At 54.8% G+C, this 17,633-nt stretch carries 24 protein-coding genes; all 24 read right to left on the bottom strand.

The window, feature by feature from the left end; genetic code table 11:
- Positions 1 to 9: 9 nt before the first annotated feature.
- On the bottom strand, positions 10 to 1,512 hold the full coding sequence (gene atpA, locus ULO1_RS10365; protein WP_079933529.1) for a F0F1 ATP synthase subunit alpha: 1,503 nt from the start codon (positions 1,510 to 1,512) through the stop codon (positions 10 to 12).
- 28 nt (positions 1,513 to 1,540) lie between these two features.
- Positions 1,541 to 2,080, bottom strand: a complete 540-nt coding sequence (locus ULO1_RS10360; RefSeq protein WP_078666123.1) for a F0F1 ATP synthase subunit delta — start codon at positions 2,078 to 2,080, stop codon at positions 1,541 to 1,543.
- Positions 2,074 to 2,562 (bottom strand): F0F1 ATP synthase subunit B, encoded by a 489-nt coding sequence (atpF, locus tag ULO1_RS10355; RefSeq protein ID WP_079933528.1) that lies wholly within the window; start codon positions 2,560 to 2,562, stop codon positions 2,074 to 2,076. The genes ULO1_RS10360 and atpF overlap by 7 nt, the downstream gene beginning before the upstream one ends.
- An 88-nt stretch (positions 2,563 to 2,650) precedes the next feature.
- Positions 2,651 to 2,881, bottom strand: coding sequence for an ATP synthase F0 subunit C (gene atpE, locus ULO1_RS10350; protein WP_079933527.1), 231 nt, complete (start codon positions 2,879 to 2,881; stop codon positions 2,651 to 2,653).
- Between the two features lie 248 nt (positions 2,882 to 3,129).
- Positions 3,130 to 3,804: a F0F1 ATP synthase subunit A gene (gene atpB / locus ULO1_RS10345; protein WP_078666126.1), complete on the bottom strand. Its 675-nt coding sequence runs from the start codon at positions 3,802 to 3,804 to the stop codon at positions 3,130 to 3,132.
- Positions 3,794 to 4,201, bottom strand: coding sequence for an ATP synthase subunit I (locus ULO1_RS10340; RefSeq protein WP_078666127.1), 408 nt, complete (start codon positions 4,199 to 4,201; stop codon positions 3,794 to 3,796). Before ULO1_RS10340 ends, atpB begins: the two co-directional genes overlap by 11 nt.
- Positions 4,198 to 4,425: an AtpZ/AtpI family protein gene (locus ULO1_RS10335; RefSeq protein ID WP_078666128.1), complete on the bottom strand. Its 228-nt coding sequence runs from the start codon at positions 4,423 to 4,425 to the stop codon at positions 4,198 to 4,200. Before ULO1_RS10335 ends, ULO1_RS10340 begins: the two co-directional genes overlap by 4 nt.
- Before the next feature lie 134 nt (positions 4,426 to 4,559).
- On the bottom strand, positions 4,560 to 5,711 hold the full coding sequence (gene wecB, locus ULO1_RS10330) for a non-hydrolyzing UDP-N-acetylglucosamine 2-epimerase (RefSeq protein WP_079933526.1): 1,152 nt from the start codon (positions 5,709 to 5,711) through the stop codon (positions 4,560 to 4,562).
- A gap of 12 nt (positions 5,712 to 5,723) precedes the next feature.
- On the bottom strand, positions 5,724 to 6,053 hold the full coding sequence (locus ULO1_RS10325; RefSeq protein ID WP_078666130.1) for a MazG-like family protein: 330 nt from the start codon (positions 6,051 to 6,053) through the stop codon (positions 5,724 to 5,726).
- Positions 6,050 to 6,508: a cytidine/deoxycytidylate deaminase family protein gene (locus ULO1_RS10320; RefSeq protein ID WP_079933525.1), complete on the bottom strand. Its 459-nt coding sequence runs from the start codon at positions 6,506 to 6,508 to the stop codon at positions 6,050 to 6,052. The genes ULO1_RS10325 and ULO1_RS10320 overlap by 4 nt, the downstream gene beginning before the upstream one ends.
- A 12-nt stretch (positions 6,509 to 6,520) precedes the next feature.
- Complete coding sequence (gene upp, locus ULO1_RS10315) at positions 6,521 to 7,150, bottom strand: uracil phosphoribosyltransferase (RefSeq protein ID WP_079906811.1); 630 nt, start codon at positions 7,148 to 7,150, stop codon at positions 6,521 to 6,523.
- A gap of 21 nt (positions 7,151 to 7,171) precedes the next feature.
- Entirely contained in the window at positions 7,172 to 8,419 is a 1,248-nt protein-coding gene (gene glyA / locus ULO1_RS10310) for a serine hydroxymethyltransferase (protein ID WP_079906812.1), read from the bottom strand.
- A gap of 25 nt (positions 8,420 to 8,444) precedes the next feature.
- Complete coding sequence (rpiB, locus tag ULO1_RS10305; RefSeq protein WP_078666134.1) at positions 8,445 to 8,894, bottom strand: ribose 5-phosphate isomerase B; 450 nt, start codon at positions 8,892 to 8,894, stop codon at positions 8,445 to 8,447.
- Positions 8,895 to 8,918: 24 nt separating this feature from the next.
- Complete coding sequence (locus ULO1_RS10300) at positions 8,919 to 9,371, bottom strand: low molecular weight protein arginine phosphatase (RefSeq protein WP_079933524.1); 453 nt, start codon at positions 9,369 to 9,371, stop codon at positions 8,919 to 8,921.
- Between the two features lies 1 nt (position 9,372).
- The gene (locus tag ULO1_RS10295; RefSeq protein WP_078666136.1) at positions 9,373 to 10,401 is read right to left on the bottom strand and encodes an L-threonylcarbamoyladenylate synthase; all 1,029 of its coding nucleotides are present in this window, start codon (positions 10,399 to 10,401) and stop codon (positions 9,373 to 9,375) included.
- A 4-nt stretch (positions 10,402 to 10,405) separates the two neighbouring features.
- Positions 10,406 to 11,275 (bottom strand): peptide chain release factor N(5)-glutamine methyltransferase, encoded by an 870-nt coding sequence (prmC, locus tag ULO1_RS10290; RefSeq protein ID WP_079933523.1) that lies wholly within the window; start codon positions 11,273 to 11,275, stop codon positions 10,406 to 10,408.
- A gap of 11 nt (positions 11,276 to 11,286) precedes the next feature.
- Positions 11,287 to 12,354 (bottom strand): peptide chain release factor 1, encoded by a 1,068-nt coding sequence (gene prfA, locus ULO1_RS10285; protein ID WP_078666138.1) that lies wholly within the window; start codon positions 12,352 to 12,354, stop codon positions 11,287 to 11,289.
- Entirely contained in the window at positions 12,344 to 13,231 is an 888-nt protein-coding gene (locus ULO1_RS10280) for a DUF1385 domain-containing protein (protein WP_079933522.1), read from the bottom strand. The genes prfA and ULO1_RS10280 overlap by 11 nt, the downstream gene beginning before the upstream one ends.
- Before the next feature lie 70 nt (positions 13,232 to 13,301).
- On the bottom strand, positions 13,302 to 13,499 hold the full coding sequence (gene rpmE / locus ULO1_RS10275) for a 50S ribosomal protein L31 (RefSeq protein ID WP_078666140.1): 198 nt from the start codon (positions 13,497 to 13,499) through the stop codon (positions 13,302 to 13,304).
- Positions 13,500 to 13,578: 79 nt separating this feature from the next.
- The gene (locus ULO1_RS10270; protein ID WP_079933521.1) at positions 13,579 to 14,814 is read right to left on the bottom strand and encodes a radical SAM protein; all 1,236 of its coding nucleotides are present in this window, start codon (positions 14,812 to 14,814) and stop codon (positions 13,579 to 13,581) included.
- On the bottom strand, positions 14,805 to 16,043 hold the full coding sequence (gene rho, locus ULO1_RS10265) for a transcription termination factor Rho (RefSeq protein WP_174183007.1): 1,239 nt from the start codon (positions 16,041 to 16,043) through the stop codon (positions 14,805 to 14,807). Before rho ends, ULO1_RS10270 begins: the two co-directional genes overlap by 10 nt.
- 22 nt (positions 16,044 to 16,065) lie before the next feature.
- Positions 16,066 to 16,605, bottom strand: a complete 540-nt coding sequence (locus tag ULO1_RS10260) for a DUF2062 domain-containing protein (RefSeq protein ID WP_078666143.1) — start codon at positions 16,603 to 16,605, stop codon at positions 16,066 to 16,068.
- Positions 16,595 to 17,083 carry a DUF2062 domain-containing protein gene (locus ULO1_RS10255; protein ID WP_078666144.1) on the bottom strand — a complete coding sequence of 163 codons (489 nt, stop codon included), beginning with the start codon at positions 17,081 to 17,083 and terminating at the stop codon, positions 16,595 to 16,597. The genes ULO1_RS10260 and ULO1_RS10255 overlap by 11 nt, the downstream gene beginning before the upstream one ends.
- Before the next feature lie 85 nt (positions 17,084 to 17,168).
- The coding region (locus ULO1_RS15210; protein WP_242947939.1) for a fructose-bisphosphatase class II at positions 17,169 to 17,633 on the bottom strand (465 nt) is incomplete at its 5' end.

Here is a 17,633-nt window from a genome sequence, read left to right as displayed (position 1 = left end):
CGGGACAGCTTAGAACATCTTCTTGAACTCGACAATGGCGGCTTTCAGTTTTTCTCTAATCTCATCAGTCAGAGTCTTTTGTTCGCGAATGGCCTCAACGATGTCCGCCTTCTGACTGTGCATGAACTTCAGGAATTCTTCTTCGAACTTCAGGACCCGGGAAGTTTCCACATCATCCAGGTAGCCATTGACGGCAGCGAAGATGGACATAACCTGGTCTTCAACGGCCATGGGCTTATACTGAGGCTGTTTCAACAGTTCAACCAGTTTTTCACCCCGCAGCAGCCGGGCCTGGGTGGCCTTATCCAGGTCAGAACCGAACTGAGCGAATGCAGCCAGCTCCCGGTACTGGGCCAGGTCCAGACGCAGAGTACCGGCAACCTGCTTCATCGCCTTGATCTGAGCGGCACCACCAACCCGTGATACAGAGAGACCGACGTTGATAGCCGGGCGGATACCAGCATAGAACAGGTCGGACTCCAGGAAGATCTGACCGTCAGTGATGGAAATAACGTTGGTCGGAATGTAGGCGGAAACGTCACCAGCCTGGGTTTCGATAATCGGCAGAGCGGTCAGGGAACCGCCACCCAGTTCATCATTCAATTTAGCAGCCCGCTCCAGCAAACGGGAATGCAGGTAGAAAACATCACCCGGATAAGCTTCCCGGCCGGGAGGACGGCGCAGCAAGAGGGACAATTCCCGGTAAGCCACAGCTTGCTTGGACAGGTCATCATAGACGATTAACACATGCTTGCCCTGCTCCATAAACTCTTCACCCATAGCGCAGCCGGCATAGGGAGCAATGTAGAGCATCGGTGCTGGTTCAGAAGCGGTAGCAGCCACAACGATGGTGTAATCCATAGCACCGTGATCTTCCAGTGTCTTGACCACGTTGGCTACAGTGGAAGCTTTTTGTCCAATAGCCACATATATACAGATTACATCGGTATTCTTCTGGTTAATAATAGTATCGATAGCAACTGCAGTTTTACCGGTCTGGCGGTCACCGATGATCAGCTCCCGCTGGCCCCGACCGATGGGTACCATACTGTCAATAGCCTTCAAACCGGTTTGCAGAGGCTGATGCACTGATTTACGGGTAATAACACCAGGTGCTACCCGTTCAACTGGACGATAGCGGTCGGTGACAATGGGGCCTTTGCCATCGATCGGCTGACCCATGGCGTTTACCACCCGGCCAATCAGGGCTTCGCCTACCGGTACTTCAACGATACGGCCGGTTCGCTTAACGGTGTCGCCTTCTTTAATACCAGTGTAAGGACCGAGAATAACGCAACCGATATTATCCTCTTCCAGGTTGAGGGCCATGCCGAAAATGCCGCCTGGGAATTCCAGCAGCTCACCGGCCATACATTCTTCCAGACCATAAACCCGGGCAATACCGTCACCTACCTGAATAACCGTTCCTACATCAGTAACGGCCACATCGGTGCGGTACTGTTCAATCCGTTGTTTAATAATAGAACTGATTTCTTCCGGACGGATAGACATTGTACTCGCTCACCCCTAACTCTTCAACTTATGCTTGCAAAAGAGCTTCCCGGAGGAGCTCCAGCCGCTTGGTTACACTGCCATCGATTACCTTGTCCCCAATGCGTACCACCAAACCACCAATCAGAGCCGGGTCCACCTTGGTGGTAATCCGTACCTGCTTGCCGGTCAATTTGACCAGGCGGGCTTCCAGGGCAGTGAGGTCGGACTGGGACAGCTCCCTGGCCGAGGTAACTTCCACATCCACCAGATTGCGGGCTTCATTGGCCCGTTTCACATACTCATTGTAAATTTCCTTGAGATAGGCTTCCCGCCGCTTGTCCAGTACCACCTTCAGGAAATCCAGGGTCAGGTCGGACACCCGGCCGCCGAAAACCTCATCAACGAGCTTCTTCTTTTCCGCCACAACCACCATCGGGTTGTCCAGGAAACGCTGCAATTCAGGATTCTCTTCCACCGTCTGTACTACCTGGGCCAGCTCCTGCTCCAGGCTGTCGATCAGCCCTTTTTCCAGAGCCAGGCTGAAAAAAGCGGCAGCATAGCGGCGGGCTACTGCCTTGTTTAGCATGGGAGATCCCCTACCTCATCGATGAATTCCTTGACCATTTTTTCATGGTCCTCGACGGTGATGGACTTGCCCACCACCTTGCCGGCCGCCAGCACCGCCAGGTTAGCCACTTCAGCCCGCAGCTGGGCAACAGCTTTGGCTTTTTCGCGAGCGATTTCTTCCTGGGCTACTTTCAGGGCCTTATCGGCTTCAGCCCTGGCATTGCGCACCAGCTCTTCCCTCATTTCCTCGCCCATGCGCTCAGCCCGGGCGATGATTTCCTGGGATTCCTTCTTGGCCTGAGCCAGTTGTTCAGCATATTCCTGCTTAATCCGTTCGGCTTCGGCCCTTGCCTGCTCAGCCTGTTGCATGGATTCAGAAATGGTTTTCTTTCTTTCCTCCAGCATTTGCAACATCGGTTTATAGAGTAATTTATTTAAAATGGCTAAGAGGACAAAAAAGTTGATAAACGACCAGACAAAGGTCGAGAGATTAAATTCCATTAGCCAATTGCCTCCTTTCAGTGAGGGTCAAGGTACCATTGCAGGCGGAAGGAGGTTAGACCTCCCCCGCCTGCTGAATGTTCTCGCCTTACATTTTGCCAGTAACCAGCATTAGTGCTACTACCAGACCATAGATGGTCATAGTTTCCATAAATGCCAAGGCGATGAACAACAGGGTCCGGACAGTGCCGGTGACTTCAGGCTGACGAGCGATGGATTCAAAAGCTTTGCCAGCAGCGATACCTTGACCAATACCAGCGCCAACAGCTGCAATACCAACAGCCAGACCAGCGCCGATAGCAATCAGACCTGCTACCATTCCGTTTCCCCCCTTTCCAAGGTGGCTACAAGTTGTATGGAATTATGATTAAGGGATCAGTACGCCGGGTTAGTTCGGTTGTTTATAGGCTTCGTCTGGCTGCGTTGCCACCAGCTCCGAGGTCCTCGACGCACTTCCAGTACGCCTCCGGCCTCTCCGCTGTTGGCACCTTGCCATACTCGCTTCTAAACAGCCTCATTGGTTTATAGGCTTAGGATTACTGCCCAAAGTTCGAACCTCGAACTTCGTTAGTGGTGCTTCTCAGTAGCACCACCGATGTAGCTGGCAGCCAGCAGGGTAAAGACGAAAGCCTGGATAGCCCCTGTCAAAACCCCTAAAAGCTGCATCGGCACGGGAACAATGGCGGGAGCCAAAGCCAGCAAAGTACCTACTACCAGCTCGTGCCCGAAAATATTCCCGTAAAGACGCATGGCCAGCGAGACCGGGCGGACGATTTCTTCGACAATATTCAGTGGCAGCATAAAGGCCATGGGCTGAACAAAATGTTTGAAATAACCGATTCCATGGGTCATCATCCCGAAAATATGGGTAGAAAAGAAAACAATGATTGCCAGAGCCGCCGTGGTACTCAAGGTAGCTGTCGGCGGAATATAGGGCCCTTCATGGCCGGACAGCGGCAACAGCCCCACATAGTTCGAGGTTAGGATAAACAGGAAGAATGTGCACAGGAGCGGAAAATAGCGTTTTACCCGTTCCGGGCCCAGCATGCCCTCAAAGAAGTTGTACAACCCTTCTACAAACAGCTCCAGCACATTCTGCAGACCTGATGGTTGTTTTTGCATGTTCCTGGTCCCTAACCAGCTGATCAGGCCCAGTAACGCAATAACTCCCCAGGCTGTTACTGTGTACTTGGTTACTTCCAGGGGGCCGATGTGAAAAAGAGCTTCAGCACTACCGAACATCCTCATCCACCTCCTTTTTCCTGATATTTCTTACCTCTCTAAAATTGAAAAAGAGCAAAGGCTTTAGAGCTGCCAGCCCCAGCAAAAAGGCTATCCCAGCCTTGCGACCTCCTGCAGATATCACTCCATAGGTCACCGCTCCCAGGGCTAACCAGCGGAGGGTGTAGGAGAGAAAAACATAAATCTTTACCCGGCCTGCCCCTTTTAAATTCAGGGCCCGGCCTAATGACCACTGCAGAGCCAGCAAATTGAGCCAGCCAGCAAGAAAGCCAAAAAAGAAGCCCAATGCTGCCAACCGCTCTCCGCCTGCAAGTAAGATGACAGCTATCAGGCCTAACAGCAATCCTAAATTGCGTTTACCTTTGCTGTGATAAAGATCGGTTAGCACGGGGATCATTCATCCCCCTTCCGAACGGTGGTCATGGCATCATAGGCTGCTTTAAAACCAGCTGCTATCCCTACTAAGAGCATGACTACCGTCAACCAGGGCTCAGTATGGAGTTTCCTGTCCAGAAAGCGGCCCAGCCAGAAGCCTACCAGTACGCCTCCAGCTATAGTACCGCCAAGAGACATGATCACACCAAGGGCCTTCACATCCTGCCAATTGCCATTTTCAGCCATGCTTTTGCCTCCCGGACGGGTCGGCGCTCGACGAGGGTCCTTTTTTGACCCGATATTACCAAGCAATAATATTCTATGTAATTGCGAAAAATCCTTTTTCCAGACGAAGAAATTTTGGACTTTTTTTTATACAATTATACTGAATAGTCATATTTTGCAGGTTTTTGGTCGGAAAAACCGAAAATCCAGTCAATTGCTTGTTTAATTCGCCGGCATGCCTGCCCGTCACCGTATGGATTGACCGCCTGGGCCATGCGCTGGTACGCCTCCTGAACGGTAAGCAGTTCCTTCACATTGGCATACAACCGCTCCCGGTCAGTACCGACCAGCCGTACTGTCCCTGCCACCACCGCTTCCGGCCGTTCGGTGGTATCCCGCAGGACCAGCACCGGTTTGCCCAGACTGGGAGCTTCCTCCTGCAGCCCCCCGGAATCAGTCAGCACCAGGTAAGACCTGGCCATCAGGTTAATAAAGGGTTCATAATCCAGGGGCTCGACCAGATGAACCCGTTCCACCCCTCCTAATACTTCCTCCACCACCTGACGTACCGCAGGGTTTTTATGGACCGGGAAAACCACTTCCACATCGGAAAATTCCTCCACCAGCTGGCGCAGGGCCAGGTAAACCTGCCGCAAGGGCTCACCCCAGTTTTCTCGCCGGTGGGTAGTCACCAGCAGCACCCGGCGCTGATTGAAGGGGATAGCTGCCAGTTGCTCATCATGGAAGCGATAGTCCTCCTTTACCGTCTGCAGCAGGGCATCGATTACCGTGTTACCTGTAACAAAAATCCGTTCCGGCTGTATCCCTTCCCGCAGCAGGTTCTGTTCACTGGTGGCAGTGGGAGCAAAATGCCAGTCGGCAATGGCACCGGCCAGTCGCCGGTTCATCTCCTCCGGAAAGGGAGAGTATTTGTTCCTGGTGCGCAGGCCGGCCTCCACGTGCCCGACAGGAATTTGCTTATAAAAAGCCGCCAGAGCGGCCGCAAAGGTGGTGGTAGTATCCCCATGGACCAGCACCAGTTCAGGCTGAGCCTGGGCCAGCACCTCTTCCAGGCCTTTGATGGCCCGGGCGGTAATATCATAGAGAGTCTGCCCGGCCTGCATAATATTCAGGTCAAAGTCCGGCACGATACCAAACAGCTCCAGTACCTGGTCCAGCATCTCCCGATGCTGGGCCGTTACCGCCACCAGGGGCTGTATCCCTTCCGCTTGGGCCAATTCCTTGACCAGAGGTGCCATCTTAATGGCCTCCGGCCTGGTCCCGAATATTAGCATTACCTTTTTCAAGCCTTCTCACTCCTATTTTTTGTGGAGATATCCTTTGCGCTGGAGTTTATCTATATGTTGCTCAACTTTGGCGGCAATATCCACGCCATAGGTATCTTCCAGCACATACATCATGGTGATGGCGGTCTGGGCCACATCCAGCAACTCCGAGGTCAGTCCATCCAGCACCTCGGCTTCCTGTTTCTCGATATTTTCCCCATTGAGGCCGCGAAACTTGCCGATATACTGGGCCAGTTCCCCCAGTTCCTCCGCCAGCTTGATCAAAGTGCTTTCCAGAGTTACCTTATCCAGTCCGCGCAAGCGGGGCAGGCGAATTTCCTTGAAATCTACCTGCTGGGTCATAGTTTTTCCTCCTTCAGCCGGCACAGCTCCACTCCAGCTTCCACCAGCAATTCTCTGGCAAAGGGATCGGGATAATCCCCCAGAAAAACGATGCGGCGGATACCGGCATTGATCAGCATCTTGGCGCAGAGGACACAGGGTTGAGTGGTAGCATAAAGGGTAGCCCCTGCCAGTTCCACACCATGCAGGGCTCCCTGGATAATGGCATTTTGCTCGGCATGTACAGCCAGACAGAGTTCATGCCGTTCTCCGGAGGGGATTTGCAGCTGCTCCCGCCGGCAGCCCCCCCGGTCCAGGCAGTGGCGCAGGCCCTGGGGAGCGCCATTGTAGCCGGTGGTTAAAATACGATTATCCCGGGCGATGACCGCCCCCACCTGCCGTCTGAGGCAGGTGGAGCGGCTGGCCACCGTCCGGGCTATTTCCATAAAATATTCATCCCAGGAGGGACGATTCATCTTCACTCCCCCCTACTTGGTGCCAAAGAGGCGGTCACCGGCATCACCCAGACCAGGGACGATGTAGCCGTGGTCATTCAGCTTTTCATCCACGGCAGCAGCATAAATGTCCACATCGGGATGAGCTTCCTGCACAGTTCTAATCCCTTCCGGAGCGGCGATCAGGCACATCAGTTTGATGTTCTTCGCCCCTTTTTCCTTCAGGAATGTAATGGCTGCAGCAGCGGAACCTCCTGTGGCCAGCATGGGATCAATCACAATCAGATCCCGTTCCGGCACATCAGTGGGCAGCTTGCAATAGTATTCCACCGGCTGCAAAGTTTCCGGATCCCGGTAGAGGCCAATATGTCCTACCTTGGCTGCCGGAATCAGTTTCAGAACACCGTTGACCATCCCCAGCCCGGCCCGCAAAATGGGGACTACTCCCAGCTTCTTGCCTGCCAGCACTCTGGTTTTGGCCGGGCCCACCGGGGTCTCCACTTCCGCTTCTTCCAGAGGTAAGTCCCGGGTTACTTCATAGGCCATCAACATGGCTACCTCTTCCACCAGTTCCCGGAACTCCTTGGAACCGGTCCGCTTGTCCCGGATATAGGTGAGCTTGTGCTGAATCAGGGGATGGTCAAACACATGCACTTTCGCCACAATCAATTCCTCCTCTATCCCTTATCCCAGTTCAGGGTACATGGGGTATTTGGCACACAGGGCATTGACCCGGGCCCGTCCTTCCGCCAGAGCCTGTTCATCACCCTTGCGGCTGAGCACCAGATAAATGATTTCCGCTATTTCCCGCATGTCCTCTTCCTTGAAGCCCCGGCTGGTAGCCGCTGGCGTACCGATGCGGATACCGCTGGTAACAAAGGGACTGGCCGGATCGAAGGGGATGGCATTTTTATTTACGGTTATGCCTACTTCATCCAGCAGGTGCTCCGCTTCCTTGCCGGTCAGGTCAAAATTGCGTACATCCACCAGCATCAGGTGATTATCCGTACCCCCTGAGACCAGGCGGAAGCCTTTGGCCATCAGAGCTTCCGCCAGCACTCTGGCATTTTTGATAATCTGTTCCTGATAGGTTTTGAATTCGGGCTGCAAGGCCTCACCCAGTGCCACCGCCTTGGCGGCAATGACATGCATCAGCGGTCCACCCTGCATACCGGGGAATACCGCTTTATCAATAGCCTGGGCGAAGCGAGCCTGACAGAGAATCAGGCCACCTCTTGGTCCCCGCAGTGTCTTGTGGGTGGTAGTTGTCACCACATGGGCATGGGGCACCGGACTGGGATGCAGACCTGCCGCCACCAGGCCGGCTATGTGGGCCATGTCCACCATCAGCAGCGCGCCCACTTCATCGGCGATTTCCCGCAACTGAACGAAGTCGATTACCCGCGGATAGGCACTGGCCCCGGCCACTATCAGTTTGGGCTTGTGTTCAAAAGCCAGGGCAAACACTTTCTCGTAATTGATTTTTTCGGTATCGGGTTCCACCCCGTAAGCAACGAAATTATACAGCTTACCGGAAGCATTGACCGGGCTGCCATGGGTCAGGTGCCCACCATGAGCCAGGTTCATGCCCAGCACCGTATCCCCCGGTTCCAGCAAGGCAAAATAAGCAGCCATATTGGCCTGGGCGCCGGAATGGGGCTGAACATTGACATGTTCAGCACCAAAAAGCTGCTTGGCCCGCTCAATGGCCAGTTTTTCCACAATATCTACATATTCACAACCGCCATAGTAGCGTTTGTCCGGATAGCCTTCCGCGTATTTGTTGGTCAGTACCGAACCCTGGGCCTCTAAAACCGCCGGGCTGACGAAGTTTTCCGAAGCGATTAGCTCAATCTTGCTCCTTTGCCGGTTTAATTCCAGTTCAATGGCACGAAAAACCTCAGGATCCTGTTGTGGCAAAAACTTCCTCATCACCTTTCCCCCTTACCTGTCTGCCTTATTTGCTGTGTTTTTGTTCCAGTTGCCTGATCTTGTCCACCCGGCGCTGATGCCTGCCTCCGGCAAAGGAACCTTCCAGCCAGGTTTTGACGATCTCCCGGGCCAGTCCAAACCCGATGACCCTTTCCCCCATGCAGAGGATATTGGCATCATTGTGCTCCCGGGTGGCCCGGGCTGAAAAAGTATCATGACAGAGGGCAGCCCGTACCCCTGGAATTTTGTTGGCGGCAATGCTGATGCCGATGCCGGTACCGCAGATGAGAATGCCCCTGGGGTATTCACCCCGGGCCACTGCCTCCCCTACAGCCTCAGCAATATCAGGATAATCCACCGATTCCGGAGAATGACAGCCAAAGTCCTGATATTCCAGGCCCAACTCTTCCAGCAGGCGCTTGATTTCCTCCTTTAAAAAAAAGCCGCCATGGTCACTGCCGATTGCGATTTTCATCAGACCACCTCCAATAATTCTACATTAAACGCCTTTTTCCTGCTCCAGAATCCTTTTTAGCAGCTCTTCAATTTCCCCGGCCACCTGCCGGTACTCTTCCACCGTACCGCCAAAGGGGTCGAGAACATCCCGATCTTCCCCCCGGGCATGATACCAGAGGGTGTGGACTTTATGGGCAAACTGGGGCCAGCGTTCGATGATAAAATCCCGGTGTCCTCTGGTCATGGTCAGCACCAGATCCGCTTCCGCCACCATTTCCGCCGTTAAACTGCGGGAGCGGTGTTCAGATAGATCCAGACCCTTTTCCGCCATCACTTTCTGAGCTTCCGGACTGGCCGGGCTTTCCCCCCAGGCCGCCAGGCCAGCGGAGAGGAATTCCGCCTCTATTCCCGCCTCCTGCCAGAGGGCGCGAGCCAGCGCCTCAGCCATTGGACTGCGACAGGTATTGCCTGTACAGACGAAGAGAATTTTACTCATCCTACTGCACCTCCACCCGGCGGCATTGTCCTCCTGCCGCTTTTTCCATCCTGTTCATCAGGGCCAGCCCCAGACCCTGCCGGGGCCAGGCCTCGGCCAGGATGCGCTTAACCCCGGCCTTGTCCATGGTGCGCAAAGCGCTATACAGCCTCTGGGCTGCCTTTTCCGGCTGGTTCAGAGGAGCCAGAACCAGGAATTGGCCGGGACAGCGACCAGCCAGATAGGCTGCCCCTTCCTCACTAAGGAGTAAACCCGTGTCGGGAGTGGCCTCCTGCAAGATGGTCTGCCAGATCAACTCCCGCTCCGGCCCGTCCAGCACTTCCAGAGGAGCTGCAGGAGCATAATGGCGGTACTTCATCCCCGGCGAACGAGGCCGTTCCTCTGCCCCCAGCAGGGCCGGATCCAGCAGGACCGGCCGTCCCAGCACCTCTTCCAGTTCCTCCCTGGTAATCCCTCCCGGGCGCAGGATCATGGGTTCCGGTCCTAACAGGTCTACTACCGTAGACTCCACCCCGACTCCCACCGGGCCCCCATCGAGAATGGCAGCAATCCTGCCCGCCAGATCCTCCCAGACATGCTCAGCACAGGTAGGGCTGGGGCGCCCGGAAAGATTGGCACTGGGGGCCGCCAGCGGCACCCCGGCCTGCCGGATCAACTCCAGCGCCAGGGGATGGGCCGGTTGCCTGATGGCCACCGTTTCCAGGCCAGCACAGACCAGTTCCGGCACTTCCGCCTTTTTGGGAAAGAGCAGGGTCAACGGCCCCGGCCAGAAGCGCTCCATCAGTTTTTCTGCCTCCGGAGGGATGTCTGCCGCCAGAGTCTCCACCTGGGCCCGCCCGGCAATATGTACGATCAGAGGGTTGTCCTGAGGCCGGCCTTTGGCCAGAAAGATACCGGCAACAGCCTCTTCCGACCAGGCATTGGCCCCCAGACCATAGACTGTTTCCGTAGGAAAGGCCACCAGCTGTCCTTCCCGTAACAACCGGGCTGCCACGGAAATTTCTTCCGGTTTTAACCAAAGCGTATCCATGCACCTACCCCTCCCTTTCCGGTTTGCGGGCCAGTACAAACCGGTCCAGACCGGCATAATCCTTGACGATTTCCACTTCCCGCCAGCCCACCTCCCGACACAGAGCGGAAAGGGCTGCCCCCTGGCGGCAGTCGATCTCCATGCCCAGCCTGCCGCCAGGCTTGAGCACCCGCCAGGCCTGGGGCAAAAGACGGCGGTACAAATCCAGGCCATCCTCGCCTCCATCCAGGGCCAGGCGCGGTTCAAACTGCACTTCCGGCTGCAATTGTCCCAGTTCCCCGCGGGGTATATAGGGCAGGTTGGCAGCAACCCAGTCCAGGCGCTCGGTCAGGGTGGCCTGCCACTGGCCCAGCAAATCCCCCTGCTGCCAGCTGCAGCGTATCGTAACCCGGTGACGGCAGGCATTGAGGCGGGCCACGGTCAGGGCTTCCCCGGAGTAGTCGGTAGCCCAGAGGCGGGCCCGGGGTAGTAAGACCGCCAGGCTGACAGCAATGGCACCGCTGCCTGTCCCCACATCGGCGATCCAGGGAGCAGGGTGGTCAGACAAATCGGCCACAATCCGTTCCACTAGCAGTTCCGTTTCCGGCCGGGGGATCAGCACCGCCGGCGTAACGCGAAATGCCAGGCCCATAAACTCCTTTTCCCCCAGAACATAGGCCAGCGGCCGGCGCTGGCAACGGGCAGCCACCAGCTCTGCCAGCGCCTGTCGCTGAACCGGGCTGAGCATCGTCTCCTCCCGGGTCCAGAGCTGGGCCCGGCTTAAACCCGTAATCCGCATCAAAAGCAGTTCGGCTTCCAGCCGGGCAGCCTCTACCCCTGCTGCTCGCAATTGCTTTACTGTATCCTGCAGCGCCTGCCCTAATTTTACCGTCATCCCCGGTCACCTTACTCCATATTCTTTAGTTTTTCCGTCTGGTCAGCTGTTATCAGGGCATCGATAATCTCCTGCAATTCCCCGTCCAGCACCATATCCAGTTTGTGCAGGGTGAGGCCGATGCGATGGTCAGTCACCCGGCCCTGCGGGAAGTTATAGGTGCGGATGCGCTCGCTGCGATCGCCCGTTCCCACCTGGCTGCGGCGGTCATCAGCCAGTTTGGCCTGCTGTTCCTGCTGGGCGATTTCCAGCAAGCGAGCCCGCAAGACGCGCAGGGCTTTTTCCTTGTTTTTATGCTGGGATTTTTCATCCTGACAGCTGACCACCAGCCCGGTGGGGATGTGGGTAATGCGCACTGCCGACTGGGTAGTGTTTACCGACTGTCCCCCCGGACCGCTGGAACAGAACACATCTATACGCAAGTCATTGGGATCGATGTGCACATCCACCTCTTCCGCCTCTGGCAAAACCGCCACGGTGGCAGTAGAAGTGTGGATGCGACCCCCTGATTCCGTCACCGGTACCCTTTGCACCCGGTGTACTCCGGATTCATATTTCAACTGGCTATAGGCACCCTGGCCTTCCACCAGGAAAATGACTTCCTTGAACCCGCGTAAATCCGACTCATTAGCCGACAGGATTTCCGTCCGCCAGCCCTGGCGTTCCGCATAGCGGGTGTACATGCGGAAAAGGTCCCCGGCAAAGAGAGCGGCCTCATCACCCCCGGCTCCGGCGCGGATTTCCATAATAACGTTTTTCTCATCATTGGGGTCTTTGGGGAGGAGCAGGATTTTGAGCCTCTGTTCCAGCTCGGGCAGCTTTTCTTCAAGCTCATCCAGCTCCATTCTGGCCAGTTCCATCATCTCCGGGTCCCCTTTTTCGGCCAGAATGGCCCGGGCTTCCTCGATCCCGGCTACCACTTTTTTATACTCCCGATAAACGGTAACAATTTCCGTCATAGCTGCATGGGCCCTGGCATGTTTTTGCCACTCGCTCTGGTTGGCAATCACTTCCGGATCGGCAATCAGCCGTTCCAGTTCCAGGTATTTTTCTTCAATTGCTTGCAGTTTATCCAGCATGTTCTTCACCTCTTAATACGGCTTTTAAAGCATGGATAGCTACTTCCAGCTGACTGTCATCTGGTTCTCGTGTGGTCAGTCTCTGCAATCCCAGGCCAGGGGCTACCAGCCATTTCAGCCACCAGCGGTCTCCATAGCGGCCTGAGAGCTTGATAAATTCATAGGAAATAGCTGCCACCAGGGGCATTAGCAAAATGCGGCTGCCTATTCGCCAGAGCAGATTGGGTGGATGGCCCAGAAAGGCAAAGACAAAAATACTCACCACCATTACCACCAGCAAAAAGCTGGTGCCACAGCGGGGATGCAAAGGAGAAAAGCCCCGGGCATTTTCCACCGTCAATTCCAGCCCGGCTTCATAGGTGTGAATTACCTTATGCTCAGCCCCGTGATACTGAAAGACCCGCTGAATATCCTTCATCCGGGAGATCAGGCCAATATAGGCCAGAAAAATGGCAATCCTCAGTCCCCCTTCAGCAATATTCTGTCCCAGCGGGGTGGTTACCCATTTTTCCACCAGTTTCACTGCCCCTGTGGGGATGATGACAAACAGCAAAATCCCCAGTCCCAGCGCAAAGGCAATGGTCAGGACCAGCTCTTTCGTAGTCAGTTCCCCTTCTTCCTCCGGCATGGCTTTACTGGCCGACCAGGCCAGAGCCCGGGTCCCTACCACCAGGGCCTCCAGCAATGCCACCACACCCCTAAAGCCCGGCCATTTCAGCCAGGGCCATTTGGTCAGCCAGGAAGAGAGTTGCTGTTTTTCTACTTCAATAGTGCCATCGGGCAAACGGACTGCGATGGCCATTTCCTGCGGCCCTCGCATCATTACCCCTTCGATAACCGCCTGTCCACCGTATTGAAAACATTCTTTTTTAGACATAAACACACCGCCTTTGGTTCGGCAGAAATTTATGAAAAGAGCAGAGCCATAGGCTCTGCCTCTTTTCTGCTTATAGACCGTATTTTTTCTTGAACTTGTCTACCCGGCCACCGGTATCCACCAGACGCTGTTGCCCGGTGAAGAATGGATGGCAATTGGAACAAATTTCCACCCGCAAAACGGGTTTGGTTGAACCAGTAACAAAACTGGCACCACAGGCGCAAGTTACGGTTGTCTCCTGATATTTGGGATGGATATTTTCTTTCATCTCGATTCACCTCTTTCCTGGGAAGTCCAAAATTACACCTTTAAGATTATATCATAAGGCCCTGAGAGTGACAAGAGCTTTAGCGCAGAGGGCGTGAAAAATTGCCGAGGCTGACCCCGGGCAATTGCCGCCTTAGCTCTTTCAGAAAAGCCACCATCCCCATCCCCGGTTCTTGCACCCCGGTCAACTGACAATACAGGTCTGGATCGATATTCAGATTGCGCAGCTGGATCAGCTTCACACCCGTGGATTTGACCAGTTCCACCAGTGCTTCCAGCTCTGCTCTCTGGTCACTGACCCCCGGGAAAACCAGATAATTGAGGGAAAGAAACACCCCCTGCCTGGCCGCCAGGCTCAGGGATGCCCGCACATCCCTCAGGGTATAACCGGGCGGGCGATAATAGGCTTGATACCAGTCGGGCTGAGCGCTGTTTAGACTTACCCGCAGGGAATCGATTCCTGCTTCCGCTATCAGCCTAATACCCTCGGTATATCCGGCATTGGTATTCATATTGATGGTCCCCTGGCTGGTTCGGGTTCTGATCTCTTTGATTGCCTCCGCAATCAGAGGAGCCGCCAAACTGGGCTCGCCTTCACAGCCCTGGCCGAAACTGACAATTGCTCCTTCCGCCTGTTGAAGATGGGGCAGGGCCACTTCCACAATTTCCTCTCTAGTGGGCGAAAAACCAATCCGCTCCTGCGGGGAGGGGCAACATTCTGCTGGCTGCAGGGAGATACAGCCTACACAGCGGGCATTACAGGCCGGGGAAACGGGAATTCCCCCTTCCCAGCGGCGGTAGAAAATATTCTGGGCTGTCAGACAGCCATAATCCAGGCTACAACGGGCCAGCTGCCGGATAATACGGTTATGGGGCAGTTCCTTCCGGATGCGGGCCACCCGCTCCGCCAGGTCAGGGGTATTATAAAGCAGGGGATTCCACTTCCGGGGCCGGTCCGTTTTGCTGGCTGCTACCCAGTAACGGCCTTTGGCCCAGCCCACCGCCGTATAGCCCAGCAGCGGTAAAGGCTTGTCCCCTTCCACCCGCTGATAAGCCGGCAATAAGGTCCGGGTATAGCCCTGAGGCAATAAGGCCGCTACCGCATAATAGCGCTCATAGACCCGAATTTTACCCAGGCGGTCCACCCCCACTGGACGACAGCCTGGCAACAGCGTCAGACTGGCCCCCGGTGGCAAGGGTATCATTTCTTCCGGGTGCGGCTCAGTAAAAAAGCGGCCACTGCGCCCGGCCATACCCCAGCCCGGGATATCCATAACCCGTCCCCTGGCATCCGCTACCAGCATCCTTATCCCCATTTGATCATCTCCACCAGTTCCTTATTGCAGCTGGACTTTTTCAGCCATTCCCGCATTTTTTCCACCACTTCTGCGGAAGGCACCCCGCTGGAAGTCCGGCGCAGGTTCCAGACAAACTCCAGCTCCTCCTTGCTCAGCAGCAGCTCTTCCTTGCGGGTTCCGGAGCGCTGGACATCAATGGCCGGGAAAATCCGGCGTTCCGCCAGTTTGCGATCCAGAATCAGCTCCATATTGCCTGTGCCTTTGAATTCCTCAAAAATCACATCATCCATACGGCTGCCCGTTTCCACCAGCGCCGTAGCCAGGATGGTGAGACTGCCTCCCTCCTCCAGGTTGCGGGCTGCCCCAAAAAAGCGTTTGGGTTTATGCAAAGCTGTGGGATCTACACCACCGGAAAGGGTACGGCCACTGGGCGGAACTACCACGTTATAGGCCCGGGCCAGCCGGGTAATGGAATCCAGCAAAATCACTACATCTTCTTTGTGTTCCACCAGCCGTTTCGCTCTTTCTAACACCATTTCTGCCACCTTGACATGATGTTCCGGCGGTTCATCAAAGGTGGAAGCCACCACTTCCCCTTTGACACTGCGCTCCATATCAGTGACTTCCTCCGGCCGCTCATCAATGAGTAACACCAGCAAATGCACTTCCGGATGATTGGCAGTAATGGCATTAGCGATTTCTTTCAGCAACGTAGTTTTCCCTGCCTTAGGAGGAGCCACGATCAATCCCCGCTGTCCCTTACCGATGGGGGCCAGCAGGTCAATCAGGCGTAAAGCCAGTTTATCGGAAGTGGTTTCTAAAGTCAGCCTCTCATCAGGGTATAAGGGTGTTAGGGCATCGAAAGGCAAGCGTTCCGGTGAGGATTCCGGCGGAAAGCCATTAACCGATTCTACCCGTAAAAGGGCAAAAAAGCGTTCATTTTCCTTGGGCGGCCGGACCTGGCCCGCCACCTGGTCACCGGTGCGCAAATCAAAACGGCGAATCTGTGATGGGGAGACATAGATATCATCGGAACTGGGGGTATAAGCGAAGGGACGCAAAAAACCGTAGCCATCAGGCAGGATATCCAGAATTCCCTGGGCGAACAGCAGCCCATCCTTTTCGGTACGGGCTTTCAAAATCTCAAAGACCAGCTCTTTTTTGCGCAGCTGCCGGTATCCGGGAATCTCCAGTTCCCGGGCCACCTTGTACAGCTCCTGCAGAGTCATGGCCTCCAGCTCCTGCATATTCAGTTGCGTTGTCAAAATCTCAACCCTCCTGTTGATTTTCTGAATTATTATTTTCCCCGGATACCCCGGTTTTTAAACGGGCCAGTCTTTTCTCCATCCGATAGATCAGGGTGCGGTTAACCAGCAGGTAAACCAGCAAGAAACTGACTCCTGCATTAATAAAAGAACCCACCAGAAAAGGCCAACCCAGGCTTTTCAGGGTAGCCAGTGAGAAAAAATTGGCCAGAGAATGGGGGTCCATCCCCGGTTCAGCCACCGGTACCTGTACCTGCTGGGGATGAACAGTCCGGCCTTCTACAAACAGGCTGCCCACCAGTATATTGAGTGGAAAAAAAATAGTGAACACCGCCGGTTTTAAAGCCGCTGCCGTAATCACTGCCGCCAGGGTATTCCAGCGCGCCAGTTTGGCCACTATCCAGGCTACAAACAAACTGATAAATGGCAGGGGTAAAAAGTCCAGGGCCACCCCCAGCGCCACTCCCCTGGCGATTTTATCAGGTGCATCCTTGAGGCGTAAAATACGGAGATACTGATAACGAAAATAGCGGTTAATGCGCATCTGATACTTCCTTTCTCCTTGAATGCCGCAAACGGTTCAGACACCATGGCTGCAGACGGGCAAAAGTCCGCCAGACCACCAAAAAGAGAATCAGCCCCAGCAGCAAGCTGTTGACCAGCGCTCCCAGAAAAAAAGCTTTGCCTACCTGAACAAAGGCCTGCCATTCCATCTTGACCAGGCCTAGTAATTGCTGAGAAATAGCGGCTTGTTTTTCACCGAACAGAGAGTTGCCTACCAGTAAATCCAGATAAAAAAAGAAGGGAAAGAGAGGCTTGAACAGGAGATCTCCTAATAAACCGGCAAAAACATTCCCCCGGGCCAGCCGGGCTGCGGCCAGGGCGATGGGAACCCCTACCCCGAAGGTAGGATAAAAATTGACACAGGAGCCTACGGCAAATCCCAGTGCCACTTTTGCGGGCATGTCCTTAATGCGAAAAAAGAGCAATAAGAATAAGCGGATTCGCCGCCCCAGCCGCATTTTCTCCCCTCGCCCTCGTCAATCACTAACTTTCAGTATAACGGAAGAAGGGCATGGCGTCAACCAATGCGCCATGCCCTCTGTTTTAGTGGCCCAGATTATATTTAGGTTTCTTATCAAAGCGGTGTATGGCTTCAATAAACCGCACAGTTCCCGATTTACCTCGCATGACCAGGGTGTGGGTTTTGGCTCCAATAGCGGTAAAGGCAACTCCTTTCAGCAAACTGGAAGGGGTGATTCCGGTAGCAGCAAAGAAAATGTCATCCCCCTTCACCAGGTCATCCATGGTCAATATCTTTTTGGGATCGGTAATGCCCATGGCCTGGCAGCGAGTCCATTCGCTTTCATCCTCCGGAACCAGCCGCCCCTGCATTTCCCCACCCAGGCACTTGAGAGCAGCTGCAGTAATTACCCCTTCCGGCGCCCCACCGATGCCGATCATCAAATCCACGCCCGATTCCTCAAACGCTACCGCTACTCCCGGTGAGACATCCCCATCGGAAATCAGCATAATCCGGGCTCCTGCTTCCCGAATATCGGCAATCAGCTG

The organism is Carboxydocella sp. ULO1 (assembly GCF_002049255.1).
In the GTDB taxonomy this organism is placed as follows: domain Bacteria; phylum Bacillota.
This window is presented reverse-complemented; position numbering and strand designations above follow the sequence as displayed.

What these genes read in the sequence shown, in the direction of transcription:
- rho (WP_174183007.1), bottom strand. Translation starts at nt 16,043, where the DNA reads ATGCAGGAGCTGGAGGCCATGACTCTGCAGGAGCTGTACAAGGTGGCC.
- atpE (WP_079933527.1), bottom strand. Translation starts at nt 2,881, where the DNA reads ATGGTAGCAGGTCTGATTGCTATCGGCGCTGGTCTGGCTGTTGGTATT.
- ULO1_RS10280 (WP_079933522.1), bottom strand. Translation starts at nt 13,231, where the DNA reads ATGTCTAAAAAAGAATGTTTTCAATACGGTGGACAGGCGGTTATCGAA.
- atpB (WP_078666126.1), bottom strand. Translation starts at nt 3,804, where the DNA reads ATGTTCGGTAGTGCTGAAGCTCTTTTTCACATCGGCCCCCTGGAAGTA.
- ULO1_RS10320 (WP_079933525.1), bottom strand. Translation starts at nt 6,508, where the DNA reads ATGAATCGTCCCTCCTGGGATGAATATTTTATGGAAATAGCCCGGACG.
- atpA (WP_079933529.1), bottom strand. Translation starts at nt 1,512, where the DNA reads ATGTCTATCCGTCCGGAAGAAATCAGTTCTATTATTAAACAACGGATT.
- ULO1_RS10360 (WP_078666123.1), bottom strand. Translation starts at nt 2,080, where the DNA reads ATGCTAAACAAGGCAGTAGCCCGCCGCTATGCTGCCGCTTTTTTCAGC.
- ULO1_RS10295 (WP_078666136.1), bottom strand. Translation starts at nt 10,401, where the DNA reads ATGGATACGCTTTGGTTAAAACCGGAAGAAATTTCCGTGGCAGCCCGG.
- ULO1_RS10325 (WP_078666130.1), bottom strand. Translation starts at nt 6,053, where the DNA reads ATGACCCAGCAGGTAGATTTCAAGGAAATTCGCCTGCCCCGCTTGCGC.
- ULO1_RS10270 (WP_079933521.1), bottom strand. Translation starts at nt 14,814, where the DNA reads ATGGGGATAAGGATGCTGGTAGCGGATGCCAGGGGACGGGTTATGGAT.
- ULO1_RS10255 (WP_078666144.1), bottom strand. Translation starts at nt 17,083, where the DNA reads ATGCGGCTGGGGCGGCGAATCCGCTTATTCTTATTGCTCTTTTTTCGC.
- glyA (WP_079906812.1), bottom strand. Translation starts at nt 8,419, where the DNA reads ATGAGGAAGTTTTTGCCACAACAGGATCCTGAGGTTTTTCGTGCCATT.
- ULO1_RS10340 (WP_078666127.1), bottom strand. Translation starts at nt 4,201, where the DNA reads ATGATCCCCGTGCTAACCGATCTTTATCACAGCAAAGGTAAACGCAAT.
- prmC (WP_079933523.1), bottom strand. Translation starts at nt 11,275, where the DNA reads ATGACGGTAAAATTAGGGCAGGCGCTGCAGGATACAGTAAAGCAATTG.
- ULO1_RS10335 (WP_078666128.1), bottom strand. Translation starts at nt 4,425, where the DNA reads ATGGCTGAAAATGGCAATTGGCAGGATGTGAAGGCCCTTGGTGTGATC.
- rpiB (WP_078666134.1), bottom strand. Translation starts at nt 8,894, where the DNA reads ATGAAAATCGCAATCGGCAGTGACCATGGCGGCTTTTTTTTAAAGGAG.
- atpF (WP_079933528.1), bottom strand. Translation starts at nt 2,562, where the DNA reads ATGGAATTTAATCTCTCGACCTTTGTCTGGTCGTTTATCAACTTTTTT.
- prfA (WP_078666138.1), bottom strand. Translation starts at nt 12,354, where the DNA reads ATGCTGGATAAACTGCAAGCAATTGAAGAAAAATACCTGGAACTGGAA.
- rpmE (WP_078666140.1), bottom strand. Translation starts at nt 13,499, where the DNA reads ATGAAAGAAAATATCCATCCCAAATATCAGGAGACAACCGTAACTTGC.
- ULO1_RS10300 (WP_079933524.1), bottom strand. Translation starts at nt 9,371, where the DNA reads ATGAGTAAAATTCTCTTCGTCTGTACAGGCAATACCTGTCGCAGTCCA.
- ULO1_RS10260 (WP_078666143.1), bottom strand. Translation starts at nt 16,605, where the DNA reads ATGCGCATTAACCGCTATTTTCGTTATCAGTATCTCCGTATTTTACGC.